The sequence below is a fragment of the Pedobacter sp. UYP1 genome (genome assembly GCF_040547305.1).
Taxonomy (GTDB): Bacteria; Bacteroidota; Bacteroidia; order Sphingobacteriales; family Sphingobacteriaceae; genus Pedobacter.
Window position 1 is genome coordinate 335,168 of sequence record NZ_JBEPPL010000005.1, and the last position, 21,659, is coordinate 356,826.

Genomic DNA, 21,659 nt, shown 5'->3' on the forward strand with positions numbered 1-21,659 from the left:
TTAGTTTTTAGACAATATCTTAGAGATATTTGACCGGTAAGCCTGCATGGCAGGAATTACAGCTGCAAATATACCAATCGCCAGCCCGGCAACAAATAAATAAATTTCATCCTTCAGCAAGATAAACCCACTGAGTCTGGCCTGACTGCTTTCTTGATAGTTTCCGATAAGCTGCAGGACTAAATGTCCCAAAACTATTCCAATAATTGTACCAGCTAAAGTAAGCAGGATTCCTTCAAAAATCACAATACAGAATAATTGGCTTCTGGAAGCGCCAAGTGTCCGCATAATAGCCAGGTCGTAACTTCTTTCTTTTAGGGAATTGTATAAGTTTACAAATACACTAATCGCAGCAATGAGCATAATCAGGGCAGCAAACCATTGTAGTGTATCTACCCCAACGCCTATCAGAGAGAATAAGCGGGTACTTTCCATCGCGGGAGAAGCGGCTTGTAAATTGGTAGATTGATTGACCATTCTTGGAAACATGACTACAGACATCGGTGACCTGTATTGAATAAGCAGGGCGGTAATTTCCTTTTCATCATTGTGTCCTGTTTGGTCTGGCCTGTGGTCCTGGTGTTCATGATGTTCTGCAGCTTCTTCTTTTTCATGGTCTTCGTGCATTTTCCATACGCTTGAAATATTAGTCAGAATCAGGTTGTCTGTAACATTTCCCTGAGAAGTTAAAATTCCGACCACTTTATAGGCATGCGTTTTATGAATGTCTGAACTCCCTGTGAGTCCGTGGGCACCGAAAAAGGTGTCTCCGATTTTTAGTTTCTGATTGATGGCAACGGTTGAGCCTATAGTGACTTCAAAATCGGCATTCCAGAATTTACCTGTACTGGTCTTTAGTTTATAGATGCTGACAAAATTGCTATCCGTACCTACGATTCTGATCCCCTGGTAATTATCGCCTTGTGCTAAGGGAACAGCTTTTTTAACAAAAGGACTGCGCGATAATTCTTGTGCTTCTTTCAATGGAATGTTTCCGGTCGGGAAGTCTATATAATAGATGCTGCTCAGAATAAGCTGAAGCGGGCTTCCTTTGGCACCAACCACCAGATCGATGTCTTTAGCATTGTGATCTAATTTCTCTCCGATTTGTGTGGAGGCTAAAAGCAGAATCGTCAATATACTCGTACCGAAGGCAATGAGCATAATATTTAATGCGGAGGATAATGGTTTAGACCATAAACTTTTCCAGCTGATTTTTAACGGGCTCATTTTAATTCGTAAGTATTTGTAAATGCATCTTTAACTCTTTTATCATGGGTGGCGACAATTAATGTGGCCTGGTTTAAACCAGATTGCTGCAGTAATAATTCAAGTACAGCCTGTGCATTTTTATCGTCCAGACTTGAAGTAGGCTCATCTGCAATTAACAGGGCTGGTTTATTGATTACTGCGCGGGCGATAGATACTCTTTGCAGTTGTCCCTGGCTTAATTCACTGGGATAACTGTTTTTCTTGTCCGCTATGCCTAATGAGGTTAAGACTTCATTTGCTCTTTTCAAGTCTTCTGGAAGATGGGCAAAACTCTGAGCCATAACCAGATTTTCTGCAATTGTGAGGCTTTTAATTAAATGCGGGCGCTGAAAGATGATTCCTATATTTCTGCCTCTAAATTGATCAAGCTCACGGGAAGATAGGGAATATATGGACGTACCATCCATATTTACTGCCCCCGCGGCAGGTTTTAATATTCCGGTAAGAATGTGTAACAGTGTCGTTTTTCCACTGCCCGATTCTCCTAAAAGTAACCATTGTTCGCCATTATTGATTTCCCAGTCTTTAAAGCCAATGCGGTGGGCATTGCCATAACTGTGTGAAACTGATTTGATGGATATCATTTGTATGAGTCTGTTTAATTTTAACAAAAGTACTATATGCAAGTTTATTGCATATAGAATATATGTAAAGAGTTTGCTACTGCATTTGAACAGGTAAACGCGCTGTTTTCAGGATTGTTGTCTCTTGGTAAATATAAATGCAATTATATTGCATTTATATTGTTTATTCTATATTTGCAACTTGATTGCATTAATTTACACGTAAAATGAAGACTAAATTATTACCAGTAACTGTGCTCAGTGGATTTCTTGGAAGTGGGAAAACTACATTGCTAAACCATATTCTACATAATAAACAAAACTTGCGGGTGGCGTTGATTGTCAATGATATGGGCGAAATAAATATTGATGCAAATGCGGTTCAGCGGGAGAATATGTTATCCCGGACGGAAGAGAAATTGGTAGAGATGAGCAATGGTTGTATTTGCTGCACGCTGCGTGAAGATTTGATTGCTGAAGTAGAAAAGCTTGCGAAGGAAGACCGGTTTGATTACCTGATTATTGAGAGTACTGGTATTTCTGAGCCTGTTCCGGTAGCACAAACTTTTAGTTACGTAGATCTGGCGATGAATATTGACTTAAGTAAGTTTAGTAAACTGGATACAATGGTGACCGTGGTAGACTGTTTTAATTTTAAGAAAGATTTTGGGACGAATGAATTGCTGGTAGACAGGGGATGGGTAGATGATAACGCCGACAGGCGGACTATTGTCAATTTGTTAACTGATCAGATTGAATTTGCGAATGTGATTATCCTGAATAAAACAGATTTGGTTTCTGCAGAAGATTTATTGCTGTTGAAAGCTGTGATCCGGAAATTGAATCCTTCAGCCAAATTAATTGATACTTCTTTTAGCAAGGTTGATTTAAAAGAGATATTAAATACTGGTTTGTTTGATTTTGATGAGGCCTCTCAGGGTGCAGGATGGATTAAAGAGTTAAATGCAGAGCACCTGCCCGAAACTGAAGAATATGGGATTAGCAGTACGGTATTCCGTTCTTCCAAACCTTTTCATCCGGAACGTTTATGGGATTATCTGACTAAACAGTTTCCTCCGAATGTGATCAGAACAAAAGGATTGTTTTGGTTAGCACCTATGCCAGACCGCGCCTTGAATTTTTCACAGGCGGGTGGATCGCTGCGGATTGAGAGTGCTGGAACGTGGTGGGCGAGTATGCTGCCTTCTGAAAGGTTGAATTACCAGGATTTTACAGAGAACAGGAAAGAAATTGAGACCCGCTGGGATGCAAACTATGGTGACCGGATGAATGAACTGGTATTTATTGCTCAGGATCTTCAGAAAGAGCAATTGCATCGGGATTTAAATACTTGTTTGCTGACTGTGGAAGAAGAGCTTCAGCAGCAGAATAAAGAGGTGTTTGCTAATCCTTTCGAAAACGTAATTCAATAATCCCTGTTCAGTAGCCTGCGTTCGTAATGAATTGGTTACAGGGTTATAATATTAATGCAATTTAGTTGCAATTTTGTTGCATTAGTGTTATATTTGATCTTCATTATTTAGTTAATAGGTAAGCACTCGTAACGGGATTCATCACCCTGTTACAGTGCTTTTAAATTTTAATATCAGATCGTACGTGTATATTAGGGGTTTAATCAATCCTCTAAATCGTTATGATCAAAAAGATATGCGCTCTACTATTTTTATTGTTGGCTTTTACTTTAAACAGCTTTGCACAGCAATTTAAAGTAGCTTATTCTCCTGCTTCATTAAATCAGTCTTTTACAGGAAAGGTTTTTGTGTATTTATCAAAGAATAACCCTGAGCCCTTAACTGCATCTATCGGCATAGAACCATTAAATTGCTTTGCTGTGGAGGTTAAAGGGATTAAACCTGGTGAAAGTATTGTTATCGATGATCTGGCGACGTCCTATCCTGTCCTGCCTTCTGAAATGGAGCGTGGAACATATTATATCCAGGCAGTCTGGGACTTGAATCTAGGAGGAAGAGCTATTGCAGCCAGTCCGGGTAATATATTTAGTACTCCACAAAAAATAGTAATTGGTAAAGATCTAAAGCAGTCTTTTAACTTATTGGCTGATCAGGTGGTTTCTGAACTCGTTTTTCAGGAAACGGAATTCATTAAAGAGTTCAAGGCTCCTTCCAGGTTATTGAGTGATTTCTACCAGAAGAAATTTACTTTAGATGCGGCCGTTCAGTTACCTGTTGAATATTATAGAAATCCATCAGCTAAATTTCCAGTATTGTTTGTGGTTACTGGTTTTGGTGCTGATCATCATTATATGTCTATTACGGGTAAAATGCCTGCAGTAATCGGCACTACTCCGGTTATCCGCGTATTCTTGGATGGTAATTGTGCTTTGGGACATTCTGCATATGCGAATAGTGATAATAATGGTCCCTGGGGAGATGCGCTGACCGAGGAATTCATTCCTTTGCTGGAAAAGAAATACCGTTGTAACGGGGCAAGATTGTTGACGGGGCATAGCAGCGGTGGTTGGTCTGTTTTATGGTTGCAGACGCATTATCCCAAACTATTTTTAGCTACCGCTTCCAGTAGTCCTGATTATGTGGATTTCCGTAGGTTTCTGAATGTGAACTTATATCAGGATAGTAACTTGTTTTATAACGCCAAGGGGCAGCTTAATCCTGGTGGAACAGTTGCAGGGAGGTTTCCTTTTTCTTATTTGAAAGAAATGTACCAGGTAGAGCATGTAATTTCAAGAGGAGAGCAGCAGCGCTCTTTTGAAGCGGTATTCAGTAAAAAAGGGAACGACGGATTACCGGAATCAATTTGTGATCCTGAAAGCGGATCGATCAATCAGTATACTGTTGAAAATTGGAAAAAGTATGATATTTCTTTATACCTGAGAAATAACTGGAAAGATTTAAGAAAAGATCTGGATGGGAAAATACGGATATCGATAGGGGATGAGGATAATTTTATGCTGAATTATCCGGTCAGGTTAATGAACGAAGAGATGAAAGCTATACAGGCAGATCTGCTTTTTAAATATTATCCGGGAGATCATTTTACGGTAAAGACAGCGCGATATATGGCTGATTTGTCTGGCTTCCTTGAAGGGAAATATAAGCAATGGCTGCACCAAATTGGACAACAAGCAAAATAATAAAGAAGGTTTGAATGCAGACAGGCTGATCAGACCTTCTTCATTATTTTATCTGCAGGTTAGTAATTCTCCAGGAAGTCTTCTCCCTTTTGAGTAATTGTTGCAGAGGGATGGGCGCTATCCGGATGAATAAGGATATAACCCAGACGCTCCAGCTCTTCATAAGCTTCTTCCATTCCTCCAAGAATAGAAGAGCTTACTTGTTGTTCCACTGTTTCCAGTATTCTTTTGATTTCTTCTTTTTCCATACTTAAATCTAACAATTTTTATCCTAAGGTGTTTGGTAATTTTAATACTGTTCATAAAATATATTTATTTTTGTGCCCATGAAAACATACCCCCATTCGTTATTCCTCTTTCTTTTATTGTTTCTTTTCGCCTGTCATTCTGATTCTAAACAACAAATAGCTAAAACTGCTAAGGATACTGTAATCGGTACTCAGGATACCGTAATGCATGCTGGGCATTCGACATCTACCGTTAAATCTTCTCCGGCAGATGCTAAAACGATTCTTTCGCGAAAAGAAGTTCCTGTATTGTGTTACCACCAGATCAGGGATTGGAAAGCTTCAGATTCCCAAAGAGCACATGATGATATTATTCCTCCTGCTAACTTCAGAGATCATATGAAAATGCTGGCAGATAGTGGTTATCATACTATTTTACCGGATCAGTTATATGATTATTTAAATTATGGGACGAAACTGCCTTCAAAACCGATCATGATTTCTTTTGATGACACAGATTTGGATCAATATACAGTTGGTGCTGCTGAATTGAAGAAACATGGCTTTAAAGGTGTGTTTTTTATCATGACTGTATCTATCGGCAGACCAAGATATATGAGCAAGGCGCAGATTAAAGAGCTATCAGATGATGGTCATGTAATTGCAAGTCATACCTGGAACCACAAGAACTTTGCGCAGTTTACTGATGAGGACTGGGACATCCAGATTGATAAACCTACACAGACTTTAGAAAAAATTACCGGGAAAAAGGTAGCGTATTTCGCTTATCCTTATGGTGTTTTCAAAGCTGCTAACCTGCACAAATTAAAAGAGCATGGGTTTAAGGCGGCGTTTATTTTGTCTACGCCAATGGACGAGGTGAATCCTATTTATACGATCAGAAGGATTATTGATCCGGGACGTTATACAGCCAAAAATCTATACAATAGTTTGCAGAAGAGCTTTAACAAGAAAAAGATAGTTACACCTGCTTCTTAACAGGTGCATGTATAAACGTAAAAATGGGTAGCTGAAATTTTCAGCTACCCATTTTTTATAGTATCAGCTTATTTATATAATTCTGCTCTGATTTGTGCTACATCATCACTGTTGATATAATCATCATAGCTCATCATCTTATCAATTGATCCGTTAGGTGTCAATTCGATAACCCTTGTCGCTACAGATTCAGTTAAGGCATGATCTCGTGAGGTAAATAAAACAGTTCCTTTGAAATCTTTAAGTCCGTTGTTCAATGCAGTGATTGATTCCAGATCCAGGTGATTCGTCGGCTCATCAAATAATAACAAGTTAGCTTGTCTTAACATCATCTGAGAGAACATACAACGCATTTTCTCTCCACCTGACAATACTTTACAGTTCTTTAATACTTCTTCTCCGGAGAACAGCATTCTACCCAGGAAACTTCTTACAAACTGCTCGTCTTTATCTGTGTCAGAGTATTCTCTTAACCAATCAACCAGGTTCATATCTTTTCCTTCGAAATAAGAAGAGTTATCATTTGGAATATCAGCTGTATTGATAGTTACACCATATTTGAATTCTCCGGTATAGTTTTTATCACGACCTGTCAGTACATTATAAAAAGCAGTAGTCGCTAAACTGTTCTGAGAAACAACAGCAATTTTATCGCCTTTGTTCACCATGAAGTTTACGCCCTTAAACAAGACTTCGCCATGGCTGCTCAGGGCAAGATTTTCTACCTGAAGGATCTGGTCACCAGCTTCTCTGCCACCTACGTTGTTAAACATAATTGCAGGGTATTTACGGCTGGATGGCTTAATCTCAGTCAGGTCAATTTTATCAAGGGCTTTCTTACGGGAAGTAGCCTGTTTTGATTTGGAAGCATTCGCACTGAAACGCTGGATAAATTCCTGCAGTTCCTTTACTTTCTCTTCTAATTTTTTATTTTGATCACCACGCTGTTTTAAAGCAAGCTGGCTTGACTCATACCAGAACGTATAGTTACCAGAGTAGGTAGTCATTTTGGCAAAGTCAATATCTACAATATGCGTACAAACCGCATCTAAAAAGTGTCTATCGTGAGATACCACCAATACTGTACTTTGATAGTCAGCCAGGAAGTTTTCTAACCAGGCGATAGTTTCTATATCCAGGTCATTCGTTGGCTCATCCAGTAACAGAATATCAGGGTTACCAAAAAGCGCTTGTGCAAGTAATACACGTACTTTTTGTTTACCATCTAATTCAGTAATTTGTTTGTGGTGAAATTCTTCTTTAATTCCAAGATTGCTCAACATGGTTGCTGCATTGCTTTCCATATTCCAGCCGTCCATTTCAGCAAATCTGTTTTCCAGTTCACCTGCACGTTCACCGTCTTTATCAGAGAAATCTTCTTTCAGATAGATAGCGTCTTTCTCCTTCATGATGTCATATAATTCTTTATGACCGATCATAACGGTTTCAATAACTGAGAAATCATCATATTCATGGTGATTTTGTTTTAAAACCGCCATACGTTCTCCAGGCGTAAAAGCTACGCTGCCCGAGGTCTGATTAACTTCACCAGACAGGATTTTTAAGAAAGTTGATTTACCCGCGCCATTAGCTCCAATTACACCGTAACAGTTACCAGGAGTGAATTTTAGGTTAACATCTTCAAATAGGGTACGTTTTCCGTAACGCAGGGATAAATTAGAAACTGAAATCATATTGCACAAAAATAAGCCGCAAAGGTAACGATAATTTAATAAAATGTTTTGTCTGGCAAGGGATTCAATCGCTGAATTCCATAGATTTATTGTAATATTCACCTGATGAAGCAGGAGCCTGTTAAAATTGTTATTTTTGTACCCAATTATGGAAAGCGAAATAAATATACTTAGTTCTATTATACAGCGCAGACGGAGCATTTTCCCGCCAAGTTATACACAGGAAGAAATTCCTGAGGAGTTGATTACCCAGGTTCTGGAAAGTGCAAATTATGCACCTACGCATAAATTAACGCAGCCGTGGAGGTTTATCGTTTACCGGAATGAGGGAAAACGTAAACTGGGAACAGAGCTTGCACGTTTGTATAAGCAGGGGACACCTGAGGCGCAGTTCCTGCAAAAGAAATATGATGGGATCATAGAGAAAGCAGTGCAGTCAAGTTGTGTGATTGTGTTAAATGCGCAATTGCATCCTGATCTTATTCCGGAATGGGAAGAAATTGCGGCCTTTGCGTGTGCGGTGCAGAATATGGCATTAACGGCAGAAGCATTAAAGATTGGTGCGTACTGGAGTTCGCCGGGAATGATTACTCAAATGGATGAGTATTTGGAACTGGCACCGAATGAAAAATGTTTTGGGTTGTTTTATATGGGTTTTCACAACGAGGAACCGCGTGCACCAAAACGCACACCGATGACAGAAAAAGTAAGATGGATCAATGGGTAATATGGAAGGACTAAAAGCGAAATTATATCAATCTTGTATGGATTTTATCATGCAAAGGATCAATACTGCCGAAACTGCTTTAGAGCAGGCACAAGAGGCGAGTAATGATGATACAAAAAGCAGTGCGGGTGATAAGTTTGAGACTACACGGGAAATGATGCAGCAGGATATTGGCAGAAATAAAAGCTTGTTAATGGATGCAAAGCAGAACCTGGCTTTGTTATCTTCTTTGGAAGAGGCTGTCCATAGTGATGTAGTTAGAAACGGAGCATTGGTTTATACTTCTAATGGGATATTTTATATCAGTATCAGTGCTGGGCAGTTGAAAGTTGATGAGCAACAGGTATTTGCGATTTCGGCAGTTTCTCCAATTGGACAGTTATTGGTGGGTAAGAAGGTTGGGGAGTCTTTCAGTTTTAACAAGAATGAGTATACGATCAAAAAGGTAGATTGATTGTAATTTGATACAAATAAAATGGGCAGGTAATTTATTACCTGCCCATTTTATTTAAAAACTGTTTTTAATACTATTGCTCAAAGTTTTTGGTGTCCAGTAACCACTGGCGATAATCCTTCTGATCGTAAACAGCGGATCTTTTTCATCACGTTTTGTAGATAAAATAAACGCACTCTTGAATCCTCTTTTTTTCAATTCAGGAATAGCTTCCGGATTCCATAAACCAAATGGGTAAGCGAAATGGTGAATGTTCTTACCAGTAATCTCCTGTAATGTTTTTGTTGGTTTGTCAATCTGGATTTCCCAATCTTTACCCTGGTATTTTTTCACATTATGGTGATCCCAGGTATGAGAACCAATATCATTTCCTTTATCTGAGAGATCTTTAACTTGAGCTTTGCTCATGTAATTTGGTCTGCCCAGAGAAACAGTCATCACAAAGAAAGCACCTTTGAAGCCATATTTTCTCATAGTAGGTTCAGCAATGGTATACTGATCAAGATCAGTATCATCAAAGGTCAGTAAAATAGGTTTAGACGGTAGTGGTGTACCATTATTCAGGTAATCATATAATTGATCCACCAAAATGGTGTGATAACCACTATCTGCCAGCATTTTCATGTGGCCTTTAAATACATCTATTGGAATAATATAATCTTTAGCTGCTTTGGAATCTTTAGGTCTCCAATCACGAATCTGGTGATAACATAATACAGGAACTTGTTTACGCGCCAGGATTGTTTTGGCATCAGCTACTTTGATCTTTGAAATATCTACGGCTTTATTCGGGGCAGCAGGTTCATTAGAAGTTTTAGTTACGGCAGTACTGTCTTTAGCCTCTTCTTTTTTGTTTTGGGATTTGGACTGGCAGCCTGCACTTAATAATAGTGCAGCAGCAGTTAAGGATAGGATATAGTGTTTCATTCAGAGATTTTATGTGTTGGTTGCTAAATTAGGAAATCAACTGACATTTTTATTATTAAAAGCAAAAAAGGCCAGACAATATTGCCTGGCCTTTTCTTGTATAAAACGTTGTGTAGAGTATCTACATACTATAAGTAGAACTGAACACCGATTTTTGGAGCGAAGAAGTTTGCACCAATGTTGAAAGATTTGTCACTACCATTGATTTTGTTTCCGTCGTTATCTTTAAGAGAATTGTTGTTGTAGCTAATTCCTCTAACTGAAAACTCGATACCGAATTTTTTGCTTGGGAAGAATGCAAAACCTGGAGATAAAGCAACACCTACATTGTTGTATTTAGAAACTTTTGTGTAGTTGTCACCATCAGCAGTAGCTTTGTTGTTACCAAAAGCCATTGGAACTGATAATTCTCCGAAGAATTTGAATGATTCATTGATACCTTTGTAGTAACGTGCAAATGGAGCAACTACGAATTCTTGAGTTTTTGTTGCTGCATTAGGAAGAGCAGTAGTGTTCTTTTGATCTTTAGCAAAGCCAAAACCAACACCTGTACCAATTGCAAAGTTGTCCGAGATGAAATATCCTACACTTGGAACAATGTTAAATTTAGTATCAGATTTGGATGCGCCGTTCTCTTTAGTTGAATTAAATTCAACATTACCACCTAACATGAATTTACCTTTTTCAGTTTGAGCTTGAGTTGTGAATGCTAATGCTGAAACTGCGATTAATGATAATAATAATTTTTTCATTTTGTTGCTTTTTTAATTTATATCAAGCCAGAATTTTTATTTTTAGTATCTGACTATGTTTGTCATATAGTCAATAGCGGTGCCAAAGAAATGTTTAGCGTATAAACTGGAAACGCGGTTTTTTGTAAATGCTTATCGGATAGTAAGATAAAATGTTTTAGGTTTCCCTTTATTATTTTGTGATGACAATTAACAAAATGCTCACATTAAATTAACATTAAAATTAGCAGGACAGTTTGACTTTCTTTGTTAGAATGTCAGTTTTTTTAATGCCAATTCTGTCAGTTCTTGGGACAATTTCAGTTTACTCTGGCATGAATCTGGCACGTGTTATTAAATAAATAACTAACAAAACCTCTTTCTGATAAAAAAAAACTAAATTCATTAAACCTTTATGTCCGTTTAAAACGTTATTTAATTATGAGACTATTAATAGAGCGCAAACCGATAAAAGTATATCCTGATCCAAAACGTGTAATAGCCAGGTTTTTTTTTAATGGTGAAGATAGAGCTAAAGAAGTAATCAAACGGGTTTTAACTTTATCAGATCAGGAAGTATTTGGTTTGATATCCCCGATTTTACAGGAGTATTCCAAAAGACACCGGAACATTACCAAGATTCTTGCGCGTCACTGTAAACAGATTAAACATTGCATAGAGGAAATGGAAGTTGATTATGAGTCATTGAGCAAGTATCAGCGGCTTTTATTGGGATCTTACTTTACACACGAATATTCTATAGAATCAGCGGCATTTTTTAACCCCTCCGTTGTAGAAGATCCGGACCAGTCAGAACTGGTAGAAGGAGAAAAAAGATTGATCATCAGTTTCAGAGCAGTAGGGGAAGGTCATATCTCCTCAGTGGTCTTCAGAAGAGCTTTGATAGACTCTAATGGAAATATAACAGTGAATCCTTCCGGAAACTATATTGATGAAGCAGAAGTAGTCCGCAATGCAGTATACAACAAGAAACTCTTCTTCAAAAGAGCTGCGGATGCTATGATTGATCTGAATATTTTGGATGAGGTAGGCCTGAAATTAGAAGAAAAGTTTGATTATGCCATTCTGAGAAGAGTAATTGTCGATTCTAAAAATCTCCAGACCGATGATCTGAAGAAACTGGAATATGATAAAATACTCTGGCTTTCTGATACTTACCATGAGATCAGTTTTTCAAGAGATACTGATATCTCTGACCGTGTCATTTTTCCAATCTCAGAATTTGAACGTAAAGGGATAGAAGATGCGCGATTTGTCAGGTTTATTAAAGAAGATGGTTCGGTTATCTATTATGCAACCTACACTGCATTTGATGGGGCTATGATCTTGCCTAAACTCTTACAGACCACAGATTTTTATGACTTTAAAGTAAGCCCGCTTCATGGAGCAGGCGCACAAAATAAAAACTTAGCCTTATTTCCAAGAAAAATTAACGGCAAGTATGCCATGATGTCAAGGATAGACGGCTGGAATAACTATCTGATGTATTCAGATAAACTTACCGTATGGGATCATCCGGTAAAATTGCAGCAACCACAGTTTCCATGGGAATTCATTCAGATTGGGAATTGCGGATCTCCAATCGAAACAGAAGCAGGCTGGCTAGTGATTACGCATGGCGTAGGGCCAATGCGCCGCTATTGCTTAGGCGCAAGCTTATTGGATCTGGAAGACCCTTCTATAGAGATTGGCCGGCTTACAGAGCCTCTGGTGATCCCTAATAATGATGAAAGAGAAGGTTACGTGCCGAATGTATTGTATTCTTGCGGCTCGATCATCCACAATGGAGAATTAATTATCCCTTATGGACTATCAGACTACTGTTCTTCATTTGCTTCAGTGAAAATTGAGTTGTTACTCGCTAAGTTATTAAGCTCGTCGAGTGAAGGCAAAAATGTGAATGACACTAAAAATGTGAACGACACTAAAGATTTGAATGAAAATAAAGAAGCGAATAAACCTGAAGAAAAGTTATAGAATTTGCTGGTAGAGGCTAATATAATCCTCTACCATTTTCTCTTTAGAAAACTTACGTTTCGCCCATTTGTGGCAGTCCATTCTTTCCAGTTTAGAGATTTTAGCCACTGCGGCTACTGCCTCTTCTACATTCTCTACCAGGAAACCTGTTTTTTCATGTTCGATAAGCTCTGGCATAGAACCCTTATTGAAAGCGATTACAGGAGTTCCGCATAACATAGCTTCTGCTACGCTTAATCCGAAAGGTTCGGCAAAATTAATCGGGTGTAATAAAGCTAAGGCGCCTTTCAACAATTCGTTTCGCTGATCAGGGCCGGCAGAACCTAAAAATACAATCTCCTCATTTAAATAAGGCTCAACTGCTTCTTTATAATAGCGTTCATCCTGAATAATTCCGGCAATTAACAATCTTTTTTTACTTTTAATAGCAATTTGTATTGCTTCAGCCGTTCCTTTATCCGGATGAATCCTTCCGAAAAATAACAGATAATCATCAGGACTGGCATTAAACTGGAAATCCTGTGTCACCAAACCATTATAAACTGTACCTAAATAACTGAGCGCTGGATGCCGATTGGCATTGCTAATAGATACATAATGGTTATGCCGGTTATATTTCTGATAAACCTTTACAATCTTTTCTGATGAAAACCCATGAATTGTAGTTAAGACCGGAGTTCTGATTAATCCGGAATAACTTAATGGCAGAAAATCGAAATGATTGTGAATTAAATCAAAATCATCTGACTGCTCCATCAGATTACTAATATGAAGACACTCTATAACTTTTGCATCCTGATGGCGATCTTCCTCATAACCAGTTTTTACAACACTTCTTAATTCGGCAGAGGTGATAGAATCACCAGTGGCAAATAAAACTACCTCAATTCCGGCATCATGTAAACCTTCTGTTAAATTGGAGGCCATTTGTTCCCATGGGCCATAATGACGGGGCGGAGTTCTCCAGGCTATGGGTGATAATACAGCAACTTTCATCAGATCACCTCCTCTTTAGCGGGTACTGCATCAGGTTTAACACTGTATTCATACTCAAACTCCAGTGATTTCAAGATAACCAGGTGGGAAATCCAATAAGCTAAAGTACTTTCTGCACCTTGATTTCTGTTCACACCATAATTCTGCAAACCATCCCCGCAACCTTTGGTTTCATAATCATAAAGTGGCAGTCTGAGGCTGTTTTCTCCTAAGAACCATTGATAGCTTAAATACATTTGACGGATATATTTAAGGTCATGTGTAATCTCATAAGCCTTGAAATACAAGAGCACGATTGCCATAGTTTCTATAGCCTGCTGATCGTACTGGGCCATCTCTTTATTTTCTTTGAATAACCAGCCATCGTTACCTACCGGATTTAAATAGCCTTTCTCCAATGTTTTAGAGGTCAGGAATTCCATACTTTCCAGTCCGATAGCCAGAGAATCCTGGTCGTGGGTAGTCTCATAATGACAAAGCAGGGCCAATGGTAAAATCGCATTGTCATAAGTCATCTTCTCTTCAAACCAATTCCACTGCTCTGCTCTGTGGGCTTTATAAGAAGCTTTTAAAGGAGTGGCCAGTTTATTAAGTTCATTTATGATATGCTCATCACTCGGATGAGCTTTTAAGAAACTACTTAAACCAATCATGGTATTTGCCACCCCTCTCAAGTGTTTAAGCTGTGCAAAATGGGGAATAGACTTGATAAACAATTCTGTCGCAAACTCTCTGTAAGAATTATTCGGTGCATTGTTAATCAGATAGCCTAGTGCCCAGATAGTCCTGCCAAAGGAATCTTCTGAACCCACTTCGTCCAGGTACTCTCTTTTAAAGCTCAGGAAATTTCTGAAATTACCATCATCACACTGCATATATTGAATATAACTCAGATACACAGGGAGCAATTCTAAAGCAGTTTTATTCTTGTTTTGCTGCCAGGCCAGAATCACCATGATCAATGCACGGGCATTGTCATCCAGGCAATAACCTTCTTTTAAATTAGGAATACCATATTTAGCATGTTGAACAATTCCAGTATCATCCGTTAAACGCTTGATGTGTGCCATACTAAAAGCAGGCATCATATCAGGATCTATAATAGGCTTGATTTCCTCTTTTGCCTGGTTCGCATTCAGTATCGACTCATTTAAAGTTTCAATAAATACATTACCCGTAGTTGGCCAGCGCAGATGCAGACCATAGTTATACGCATTGTTTTTGAGTTCTTTAAGTTGATCCTGATTTGCAAAAAGATCATTGACAATTTCTGCTAAGGCATCTGAATCTTTGAAATCAAACAGTTTCCCGCGGTTATCTGCCAGTAATTCCTGTGCATGCCAGTACGGAGTAGAAATAACCGCCGCTCCTGCGCCTATAGCATAAGATAGCGTACCACTTGTAATTTGCGCCTCATTCAAATAAGGCGTGATATACATATCAGCTGCAGTGAGGTAATCATATAATTCATCTTCCGAGACAAACTTATTAATGAAAATCAGGTGATTTTCTACGTTCAGTTTTTTGGCCAGACGTTTCAGGCTGTCTCTGTATTCTTCGCCCGAATTCCTGATTACCCCAGGATGTGTAGTTCCCAGGATCGCATAAAGTACATCCGGATTTTTAGCTGCTATTTTAGGAAGCGCTTCAATCACTGTTTCGAGCCCTTTATTCCGGCTGATCAGGCCAAATGTGAAAAGTACCTTTCTGTTTTTGAAAGCGACAGAGTTCTTGACCTCATTTTCAACTTTGGGCTCAAGATCAGGCACACCATGTTCAATAAGTTTTATTTTATCTTCTGCTATTCCATAGATACTGGTCAGAAAATGTACTGCCCGGTTACTCATGACTACAATCTTCGAAGAATACTTTGCAATTTCCCTGATGATGGTCAGTTGCATGTAAGACGGATCTTTAAGTATAGTATGGAGAATTGTAATAAGAGGTTTTTGCAAACGGGCAATCAGTGGCAAAATATATACGCCATTATCGCCCCCGTAAATGCCAAATTCGTGCTCTAATATACATACGTCTGTTAAGCTTGTATTGATATAATCGGCTGCTCTGATATAATCTTTTTGATTTTCTTGTCTGATGATGAACTGAACTTCCGGAGGATATTCGTAAGTAGTCAAATCTTCAGTATCTGTCATTGCCACAACAAAGCTGTCTTTGGAAACTACTTCTGTATGGTGACCGATTGCTTTTAAAAGATTATTATTGAATGTAGCAATACCACATTCACGCGGAGGATAAGTCGATATATAAGCTATTTTCATTTTTAAGTTTATTGAGCCATTGTAAACAATAGGTTTTTGAATTAATGGTTTTAAAAAGGAGCTATATGACACGGATTGTTAAACAAAAACAATTAATTGATAGCTTTTGTTCAGTTTTCGCTTTTAATTGGAACGTATTTGTCTTATAAAAGGTTAGTTCAACCCCTTTCTTCTCTATAAAGCGAAATTTTGCGTTATTGTTTTGAATATTTCCTGCTAAGGAGCAGATTAAACAATAGTGTGACACCAAGTGCTACAATGCAGCCAGTTACGACACAAGATACTCTCTCTAAAGCTACATACCAGTGTTTCTCTTGTTCCTCCTGAAGCGTAATAATAACCACAGCAGCCAAAGCACTTTTTAAAGTATTAGTCATGCGGAGCGCAATGCCCATAAAGATGGTCAAAGCCACACCCAGGCATAAGATAATCAGGTTTGAAGTATGTAGTGGATAAAGACAAATGCCTGCGGCACAACCAATCATATTGGCTTTCATCCGGTCGTAAGCAAGTGTATTGCTGTTATCAGGAGAGAGGGAGACGGCGACAGAAACTAATGACCAGTAAAATGGATACTGAGGGAAATAGCTGTAAAGTGCGTAACAAATGATAATTCCGGTCAGACATTTTAATAAATAGATGAAATTAGTAGCATACGCCTCCTTGTTAATCTCTATTCTATTCATTTGCCGATCTTTGCTTAAATCAATTAGGACTGCAATTTAGAAAAAAAAAGAATGCTGGTCTGCAATTCTTTAAATCACCTGATGGTAAATTATTGAATAGCTGACCAGCATTCTTGTAAAAGAGCTTTTATGAAGCAGGTGTTTCCTTTTTATTATTCAGAAATACAAACTTGTTATCAAACATATCTAGTTTAATTTTACTGTCTTTATCAATCTTTCCAGCCAGTATCTCTTTAGATAGTTCATTTAATACACGTTTCTGGATCACTCTTTTTAAAGGACGTGCTCCAAATTGCGGATCATAACCCAGTTCTGCCAGCCAGTCCAACGCTTCTGGAGTGGCTTCAATCTCAACACCCATTTCAGCAAGTGTATCCTGAACATGTCTGAACTGTAGTTCTGCAATATTTCTTACCTCACTACGGTTTAACGGAGTGAACATGATCAATTCATCAATCCTGTTCAGAAACTCAGGTCTGATCGTCTGTTTCAACAATTCAAACAGTTCATTCTTGGTCTTCGCAATCACCTCATCTCTGTTCGCATCATCCAGTTCCTTAAAGTTCTCTTGTATCAAATGAGAACCAATATTAGAAGTCATGATAATAATGGTATTCTTAAAATTAACCAATCTTCCTTTATTATCAGTTAAACGTCCGTCATCCAGTACTTGCAGTAAAATGTTAAACACATCGGGATGCGCCTTTTCAATTTCATCCAGCAGTACCACAGAGTAAGGTTTGCGGCGAACGGCTTCCGTAAGCTGACCACCTTCATCATAACCTACATATCCAGGAGGCGCTCCGATTAATCTGGAAACAGAATGTCTTTCCTGATATTCACTCATATCAATTCTTGTCAACGCATTATCATCGTTAAAAAGGAATTCTGCCAATGCCTTAGCCAGCTCTGTTTTACCTACACCAGTTGTACCTAAAAAGATGAACGAGCCAATCGGTTTACGTTTATCCTGCAAACCAGCACGCGAACGACGTATGGCATCAGATATCGCTTCAATAGCTTCATCCTGTCCAGCTACACGTTTATGCAGCTCATCTTCCAGATTTAACAATTTTTCACGCTCACTGGATACTAATTTCGTTACCGGAATACCTGTCCAGCGCGCTACAACACCCGCAATATCATCTGCAGTCACTTCTTCTTTCAGCATACGGCCTTCGCCCTGCTGACTTTCCAGTACTACTTTTAATTTTTCGACTTTATCCTGAGCTTCCTTGATCTTACCATAACGGATCTCTGCAACCTTTCCATAATCACCTGCACGTTCTGCCTGATCAGCTTCCAGTTTATAGTTTTCGATCTGCTCCAGTTCGGTATTAATGCCGTCAACAACATCTTTCTCTCCCTGCCATTTTGCTTTCAGCTCATCGCGTTCAGCAGAAAGGTTAGCGATTTCTTCTCCAAGAGATTTTACTTTTTTATCATCATTCTCTCTTCTGATGGCTTCTCTTTCAATTTCCAGCTGCATAATTTTACGGTCCAGCTCATCTACATTTTCTGGCACACTGTCCATTTCTAAGCGCAATTTAGAAGCAGCTTCATCCATTAAGTCAATCGCTTTGTCTGGAAGAAAACGGTCACTGATATAGCGCTGGGATAGTTCTACTGCAGCGATAATTGCCTCATCACGGATTCTTACCTTATGGTGCGTTTCATATCTTTCTTTTAATCCTCTTAAAATAGAGATCGCATCCTGCGTATCAGGTTCATCTACTACTACCTTCTGAAAACGACGTTCAAGTGCTTTATCTTTTTCCAGATATTTCTGATACTCATTTAAAGTTGTCGCACCTATTGCTCGTAATTCACCACGGGCTAAAGCAGGTTTCAGGATATTTGCAGCATCCATTGCCCCTTCGCCACCACCGGCTCCCACCAGTGTATGTATCTCATCTATAAATAAAATGATATCCCCTTCGCTCTGTGTTACTTCTTTTACAACAGCTTTCAGACGTTCTTCAAATTCTCCTTTATATTTTGCACCGGCAATCAGAGAACCCATATCCAATGAATACACTGTTTTTGTTTTCAGGTTTTCAGGTACATCACCTTTAATAATCCTGAAAGCAATACCTTCTGCAATGGCAGTTTTACCTACACCAGGTTCCCCGATTAAAATTGGGTTGTTTTTGGTTCTTCTGGAAAGAATTTGAATCACACGGCGAATTTCTTCATCGCGGCCTATCACAGGATCCAGTTTTCCTGATTCTGCATATTCATTTAAATTCCTTGCGTATTTATTTAAAGCATTATAACTTGCTTCAGCATTCTGGTCAGTTACTCTGTTATCGCCACGTAAAGCAGCAATAGCTTTTTTAAGGTCTTTTTCAGTTACACCCTGATCCTTTAAAAGTTTAGACGTATTGTCGTTAACGGATAATATGCCCAGTAAAAGATGTTCTACGGAAACAAATTCATCCTTAAACTCTTTCAAATAAGTCTGCGCTTTTTGTAATGCGGAGTTTGCACCAGAAGATAAATATCCATTGCTGCCACTTACCTTAGGGAATTTTGCAATCTGCTCATCCAGATTTATGTTGAGTGTATTTAAATTAACATTTAGCTTCTTTAAAACATAAGAAACTACATTTTCATCAACAGTAAGCAACCCTTTTAGCAAATGGGCCGTTTCAATAGCCTGTTGCTGATTGCCCTGGGCTATTTCGGAAGCCTGTTGAACTGCTTCCTGGGCTTTTATAGTAAAGTTGTTGAAGTTCATGCAAATGTCCGAACAAAAGAAATGCCATAGTGCTGGATATGCGTAGTTCGGAAATAATGTCGCTAAAAGATATTTTTTTACTGAATAAATGACTGGCTTTTAGCGTTTTGTACTGAATTTTTGTCTGATTTTAAAAATTATTAAAGTAGGATTTCCGGTTTGTCTTTAATTTGGAGGGTTAGACCAGTATTCAGGAAATATGATGAATTTAAATTTTGAATGAGTTTCTTTGCATCAGAATTATTACGAATACAAATTAAAAAACAATACCAATACAATATAATGGAAAAAAACTTACTCAAAGGCGCCTTATTAGTAGGGCTTGGCGCCTCAAGTTACGGTGCGTTGGCGACAGTGGTTAAGATGGCTTATGAGCATGGATTCAATACTGCAGAGGTCACAACCTCTCAGTTTACAATTGGATTTACGGGAATGCTTTTATTAAATATATTCATCAAGAATAAATCAAAAGCAAAAGAAGAAGCGCAAAAGGAGAAAGGATCAATTTTAAAGTTAATGCTGGGTGGAACTTCTTTAGGGTTGACCAGTGTATTTTATTATTTCGCTGTGAAATACATCCCTGTATCTGTAGGGATTGTGCTGCTAATGCAATCTGTTTGGATGGGGTTGTTACTGGAAGCTGTACTGGATAAAAAAATGCCTTCAGGCAGAAAAATAGTAGCCACAGTTATTGTTTTAATGGGAACCGCATTGGCTACAAATATATTCTCAAGTGTACACAGTCTGGATTGGAGAGGGATAGCCTGGGGTTTAGCTGCAGGAATATCATATACGGTATCCTTATATTCTTCTAATAGTATCGCGACCCATATGCGACCTTTAAAAAGGAGTCTGTGGTTGCTTGCCGGCGGACTGGTTGCTATTATTCTGATTTTCTGTACTAACTCTTATTCGAATTTTAACTTCGGTATTTTCTGGCCCTGGGGTTTATTTCTTGCTTTTTTCGGAACAATTCTTCCTCCGATACTTTTTACCAGTGGAATGCCGCATACCGGGATTAGCCTGGGGACAATTGTAGCTTCTGTAGAGCTGCCGGTATCAGTGATGTTCGCTTATATTTTGTTAAGAGAGCCTGTTAACCTGTTACAATGGGTTGGAATTCTGATGATTATCAGTGCAATTGTCCTGATGAATGTGCAGAATTTAAAGAAAAAGCCTTTACCGGTAGCCTGATACAACTTATTCATTCTTAAAAGAGAGACTACAATTTGAAACGATTTACAATTGTGGTTTTCCTGCTTTTTTCATTTGCTGCATTTGGACAGACATTAACTGTTTGTTCGTGGAATTTAAAAGATTTTGGAAAATCAAAGACCGATATACAAATAGATTTTATAGCACAAACACTGAGAAATTGTGATATAATTGCGATTCAGGAAGTGGTAGCCGGGCCAGGTGGGCCAATGGCTGTAGCGCGTTTGAATGATGCGCTGAACCGTACAGGAACTAAATGGGATTATACGATCAGCCATGGTACTTCGAGCGACAGATATAGCAAAGAGCGTTATGCTTTTATCTGGAAAACCAGCAGGACTGAAAAAATAGGAGAGGCCTGGCTGGAGAAGAAATACAACCTTGAAATTACCAGAGAACCTTATTTTGCGAGGTTCAGGCTTGGCAAAAAGCAGTTTACACTGGTTACTATGCATGCCATTCCAAAGTCAAAACAGCCAGAAACTGAGATCAAATATTTAAAGTTTCTGCCGGAAAATTATCCTTCAGATGTATTGATCTTCTGCGGAGATTTCAATTTACCAGAGTCACATTCAGTATTTAATCCATTGAAGGGTATGGGGTATCCTCCTGCTTTGACCAATCAAAAGACTTCATTAAAACAGAAATGTATCAATGGTAATTGTCTGGCCTCTGCTTATGATAACTTTTTCTATAACCAGGCGAAGGTTAATTGTATTAATGCAGGGATCATTCCTTTTTACACTGCATTCGATGATTTGAAGGAAGCGAGAAGGGTTTCTGACCACGTGCCAGTGTTTTTGAAGTTTTCAATGCTGTAAAGTAGCAGGATAGTTTAACATCGGTTAGTCATTTATGTTGAGAAGGGGTTGATAAGGCCATTGGCCTTATCAACCCCTTCTCAACATAAATGATTTCTACATCTGTCCTATACTGAGATTAGTTTACAGTAGAAAGTAGATTACTAATTTATGTTTACCTAGTTTATTACAATTTCCTGCCCTTAGTTTACAATAGG

General features: G+C 38.5%; 18 protein-coding genes. 8 read left to right on the forward strand and 10 right to left on the reverse strand.

The genetic code is table 11. From position 1 onward, the window contains the following. Entirely contained in the window at positions 1-1,230 is a 1,230-nt protein-coding gene (locus ABIB30_RS13565) for an ABC transporter permease (RefSeq protein ID WP_354302850.1), read from the reverse strand. Beyond that, positions 1,227-1,856 (reverse strand): ABC transporter ATP-binding protein, encoded by a 630-nt coding sequence (locus tag ABIB30_RS13570; RefSeq protein ID WP_354302852.1) that lies wholly within the window; start codon positions 1,854-1,856, stop codon positions 1,227-1,229. Before ABIB30_RS13570 ends, ABIB30_RS13565 begins: the two co-directional genes overlap by 4 nt. Before the next feature lie 206 nt (positions 1,857-2,062). Here ABIB30_RS13570 and ABIB30_RS13575 point away from each other — a divergent pair, with 206 nt between their 5' ends. Both ABIB30_RS13575 and ABIB30_RS13580 read left to right on the forward strand, forming a co-directional pair. After that, the gene (locus ABIB30_RS13575) at positions 2,063-3,268 is read left to right on the forward strand and encodes a GTP-binding protein (RefSeq protein ID WP_354302854.1); all 1,206 of its coding nucleotides are present in this window, start codon (positions 2,063-2,065) and stop codon (positions 3,266-3,268) included. 221 nt (positions 3,269-3,489) lie between these two features. After that, complete coding sequence (locus tag ABIB30_RS13580) at positions 3,490-4,968, forward strand: alpha/beta hydrolase-fold protein (RefSeq protein ID WP_354302856.1); 1,479 nt, start codon at positions 3,490-3,492, stop codon at positions 4,966-4,968. 59 nt (positions 4,969-5,027) lie between these two features. Here the strand turns inward: ABIB30_RS13580 and ABIB30_RS13585 are convergent, their stop codons facing one another. Further along, positions 5,028-5,216, reverse strand: coding sequence for a hypothetical protein (locus ABIB30_RS13585; protein ID WP_111632136.1), 189 nt, complete (start codon positions 5,214-5,216; stop codon positions 5,028-5,030). Between the two features lie 78 nt (positions 5,217-5,294). Here ABIB30_RS13585 and ABIB30_RS13590 point away from each other — a divergent pair, with 78 nt between their 5' ends. Then, positions 5,295-6,194 carry a polysaccharide deacetylase family protein gene (locus ABIB30_RS13590; RefSeq protein ID WP_354302858.1) on the forward strand — a complete coding sequence of 300 codons (900 nt, stop codon included), beginning with the start codon at positions 5,295-5,297 and terminating at the stop codon, positions 6,192-6,194. A 68-nt stretch (positions 6,195-6,262) separates the two neighbouring features. Here the strand turns inward: ABIB30_RS13590 and ABIB30_RS13595 are convergent, their stop codons facing one another. Continuing rightward, positions 6,263-7,888 carry an ABC-F family ATP-binding cassette domain-containing protein gene (locus tag ABIB30_RS13595; RefSeq protein WP_111632134.1) on the reverse strand — a complete coding sequence of 542 codons (1,626 nt, stop codon included), beginning with the start codon at positions 7,886-7,888 and terminating at the stop codon, positions 6,263-6,265. A gap of 148 nt (positions 7,889-8,036) precedes the next feature. Between ABIB30_RS13595 and ABIB30_RS13600 the strand changes: the two genes are divergently transcribed. Both ABIB30_RS13600 and ABIB30_RS13605 read left to right on the forward strand, forming a co-directional pair. Continuing rightward, positions 8,037-8,615 carry a nitroreductase family protein gene (locus ABIB30_RS13600; RefSeq protein WP_354302861.1) on the forward strand — a complete coding sequence of 193 codons (579 nt, stop codon included), beginning with the start codon at positions 8,037-8,039 and terminating at the stop codon, positions 8,613-8,615. A 1-nt stretch (position 8,616) separates the two neighbouring features. Beyond that, positions 8,617-9,069, forward strand: coding sequence for a 3-oxoacyl-ACP synthase (locus tag ABIB30_RS13605; RefSeq protein ID WP_354302863.1), 453 nt, complete (start codon positions 8,617-8,619; stop codon positions 9,067-9,069). 54 nt (positions 9,070-9,123) lie between these two features. On the opposite strand, the gene ABIB30_RS13610 is transcribed toward ABIB30_RS13605, so the two are convergent. Together ABIB30_RS13610 and ABIB30_RS13615 are read right to left on the reverse strand one after the other, a co-directional pair. Beyond that, positions 9,124-9,996 carry a polysaccharide deacetylase family protein gene (locus tag ABIB30_RS13610; protein ID WP_354302865.1) on the reverse strand — a complete coding sequence of 291 codons (873 nt, stop codon included), beginning with the start codon at positions 9,994-9,996 and terminating at the stop codon, positions 9,124-9,126. A 128-nt stretch (positions 9,997-10,124) separates the two neighbouring features. Then, positions 10,125-10,748 carry an outer membrane beta-barrel protein gene (locus ABIB30_RS13615; RefSeq protein ID WP_354302867.1) on the reverse strand — a complete coding sequence of 208 codons (624 nt, stop codon included), beginning with the start codon at positions 10,746-10,748 and terminating at the stop codon, positions 10,125-10,127. A 420-nt stretch (positions 10,749-11,168) separates the two neighbouring features. Here ABIB30_RS13615 and ABIB30_RS13620 point away from each other — a divergent pair, with 420 nt between their 5' ends. Then, complete coding sequence (locus tag ABIB30_RS13620; RefSeq protein ID WP_354302869.1) at positions 11,169-12,725, forward strand: glycoside hydrolase family 130 protein; 1,557 nt, start codon at positions 11,169-11,171, stop codon at positions 12,723-12,725. Here ABIB30_RS13620 and ABIB30_RS13625 read toward each other — a convergent pair. The 4 genes from ABIB30_RS13625 to clpB form a co-directional block, all read right to left on the reverse strand. Continuing rightward, on the reverse strand, positions 12,720-13,721 hold the full coding sequence (locus ABIB30_RS13625) for a glycosyltransferase family 4 protein (protein ID WP_354302870.1): 1,002 nt from the start codon (positions 13,719-13,721) through the stop codon (positions 12,720-12,722). The genes ABIB30_RS13620 and ABIB30_RS13625 overlap by 6 nt on opposite strands. Next, the gene (locus ABIB30_RS13630) at positions 13,721-16,000 is read right to left on the reverse strand and encodes a glycosyltransferase family 4 protein (RefSeq protein ID WP_354302872.1); all 2,280 of its coding nucleotides are present in this window, start codon (positions 15,998-16,000) and stop codon (positions 13,721-13,723) included. Before ABIB30_RS13630 ends, ABIB30_RS13625 begins: the two co-directional genes overlap by 1 nt. A gap of 194 nt (positions 16,001-16,194) precedes the next feature. Continuing rightward, positions 16,195-16,686: an FUSC family protein gene (locus ABIB30_RS13635; protein ID WP_354302874.1), complete on the reverse strand. Its 492-nt coding sequence runs from the start codon at positions 16,684-16,686 to the stop codon at positions 16,195-16,197. Between the two features lie 127 nt (positions 16,687-16,813). Continuing rightward, positions 16,814-19,426 (reverse strand): ATP-dependent chaperone ClpB, encoded by a 2,613-nt coding sequence (gene clpB / locus ABIB30_RS13640; RefSeq protein ID WP_183887468.1) that lies wholly within the window; start codon positions 19,424-19,426, stop codon positions 16,814-16,816. A 282-nt stretch (positions 19,427-19,708) separates the two neighbouring features. On the opposite strand from clpB, the gene ABIB30_RS13645 reads away from it, so the two are divergent. After that, positions 19,709-20,620, forward strand: coding sequence for an EamA family transporter (locus tag ABIB30_RS13645; RefSeq protein ID WP_354302876.1), 912 nt, complete (start codon positions 19,709-19,711; stop codon positions 20,618-20,620). Between the two features lie 35 nt (positions 20,621-20,655). After that, complete coding sequence (locus ABIB30_RS13650; RefSeq protein ID WP_354302877.1) at positions 20,656-21,462, forward strand: endonuclease/exonuclease/phosphatase family protein; 807 nt, start codon at positions 20,656-20,658, stop codon at positions 21,460-21,462. Positions 21,463-21,659: the final 197 nt, after the last annotated feature.

What these genes read in the sequence shown, in the direction of transcription:
- ABIB30_RS13565 (WP_354302850.1), bottom strand. Translation starts at nt 1,230, where the DNA reads ATGAGCCCGTTAAAAATCAGCTGGAAAAGTTTATGGTCTAAACCATTA.
- ABIB30_RS13570 (WP_354302852.1), bottom strand. Translation starts at nt 1,856, where the DNA reads ATGATATCCATCAAATCAGTTTCACACAGTTATGGCAATGCCCACCGC.
- ABIB30_RS13575 (WP_354302854.1), top strand. Translation starts at nt 2,063, where the DNA reads ATGAAGACTAAATTATTACCAGTAACTGTGCTCAGTGGATTTCTTGGA.
- ABIB30_RS13580 (WP_354302856.1), top strand. Translation starts at nt 3,490, where the DNA reads ATGATCAAAAAGATATGCGCTCTACTATTTTTATTGTTGGCTTTTACT.
- ABIB30_RS13585 (WP_111632136.1), bottom strand. Translation starts at nt 5,216, where the DNA reads ATGGAAAAAGAAGAAATCAAAAGAATACTGGAAACAGTGGAACAACAA.
- ABIB30_RS13590 (WP_354302858.1), top strand. Translation starts at nt 5,295, where the DNA reads ATGAAAACATACCCCCATTCGTTATTCCTCTTTCTTTTATTGTTTCTT.
- ABIB30_RS13595 (WP_111632134.1), bottom strand. Translation starts at nt 7,888, where the DNA reads ATGATTTCAGTTTCTAATTTATCCCTGCGTTACGGAAAACGTACCCTA.
- ABIB30_RS13600 (WP_354302861.1), top strand. Translation starts at nt 8,037, where the DNA reads ATGGAAAGCGAAATAAATATACTTAGTTCTATTATACAGCGCAGACGG.
- ABIB30_RS13605 (WP_354302863.1), top strand. Translation starts at nt 8,617, where the DNA reads ATGGAAGGACTAAAAGCGAAATTATATCAATCTTGTATGGATTTTATC.
- ABIB30_RS13610 (WP_354302865.1), bottom strand. Translation starts at nt 9,996, where the DNA reads ATGAAACACTATATCCTATCCTTAACTGCTGCTGCACTATTATTAAGT.
- ABIB30_RS13615 (WP_354302867.1), bottom strand. Translation starts at nt 10,748, where the DNA reads ATGAAAAAATTATTATTATCATTAATCGCAGTTTCAGCATTAGCATTC.
- ABIB30_RS13620 (WP_354302869.1), top strand. Translation starts at nt 11,169, where the DNA reads ATGAGACTATTAATAGAGCGCAAACCGATAAAAGTATATCCTGATCCA.
- ABIB30_RS13625 (WP_354302870.1), bottom strand. Translation starts at nt 13,721, where the DNA reads ATGAAAGTTGCTGTATTATCACCCATAGCCTGGAGAACTCCGCCCCGT.
- ABIB30_RS13630 (WP_354302872.1), bottom strand. Translation starts at nt 16,000, where the DNA reads ATGAAAATAGCTTATATATCGACTTATCCTCCGCGTGAATGTGGTATT.
- ABIB30_RS13635 (WP_354302874.1), bottom strand. Translation starts at nt 16,686, where the DNA reads ATGAATAGAATAGAGATTAACAAGGAGGCGTATGCTACTAATTTCATC.
- clpB (WP_183887468.1), bottom strand. Translation starts at nt 19,426, where the DNA reads ATGAACTTCAACAACTTTACTATAAAAGCCCAGGAAGCAGTTCAACAG.
- ABIB30_RS13645 (WP_354302876.1), top strand. Translation starts at nt 19,709, where the DNA reads ATGGAAAAAAACTTACTCAAAGGCGCCTTATTAGTAGGGCTTGGCGCC.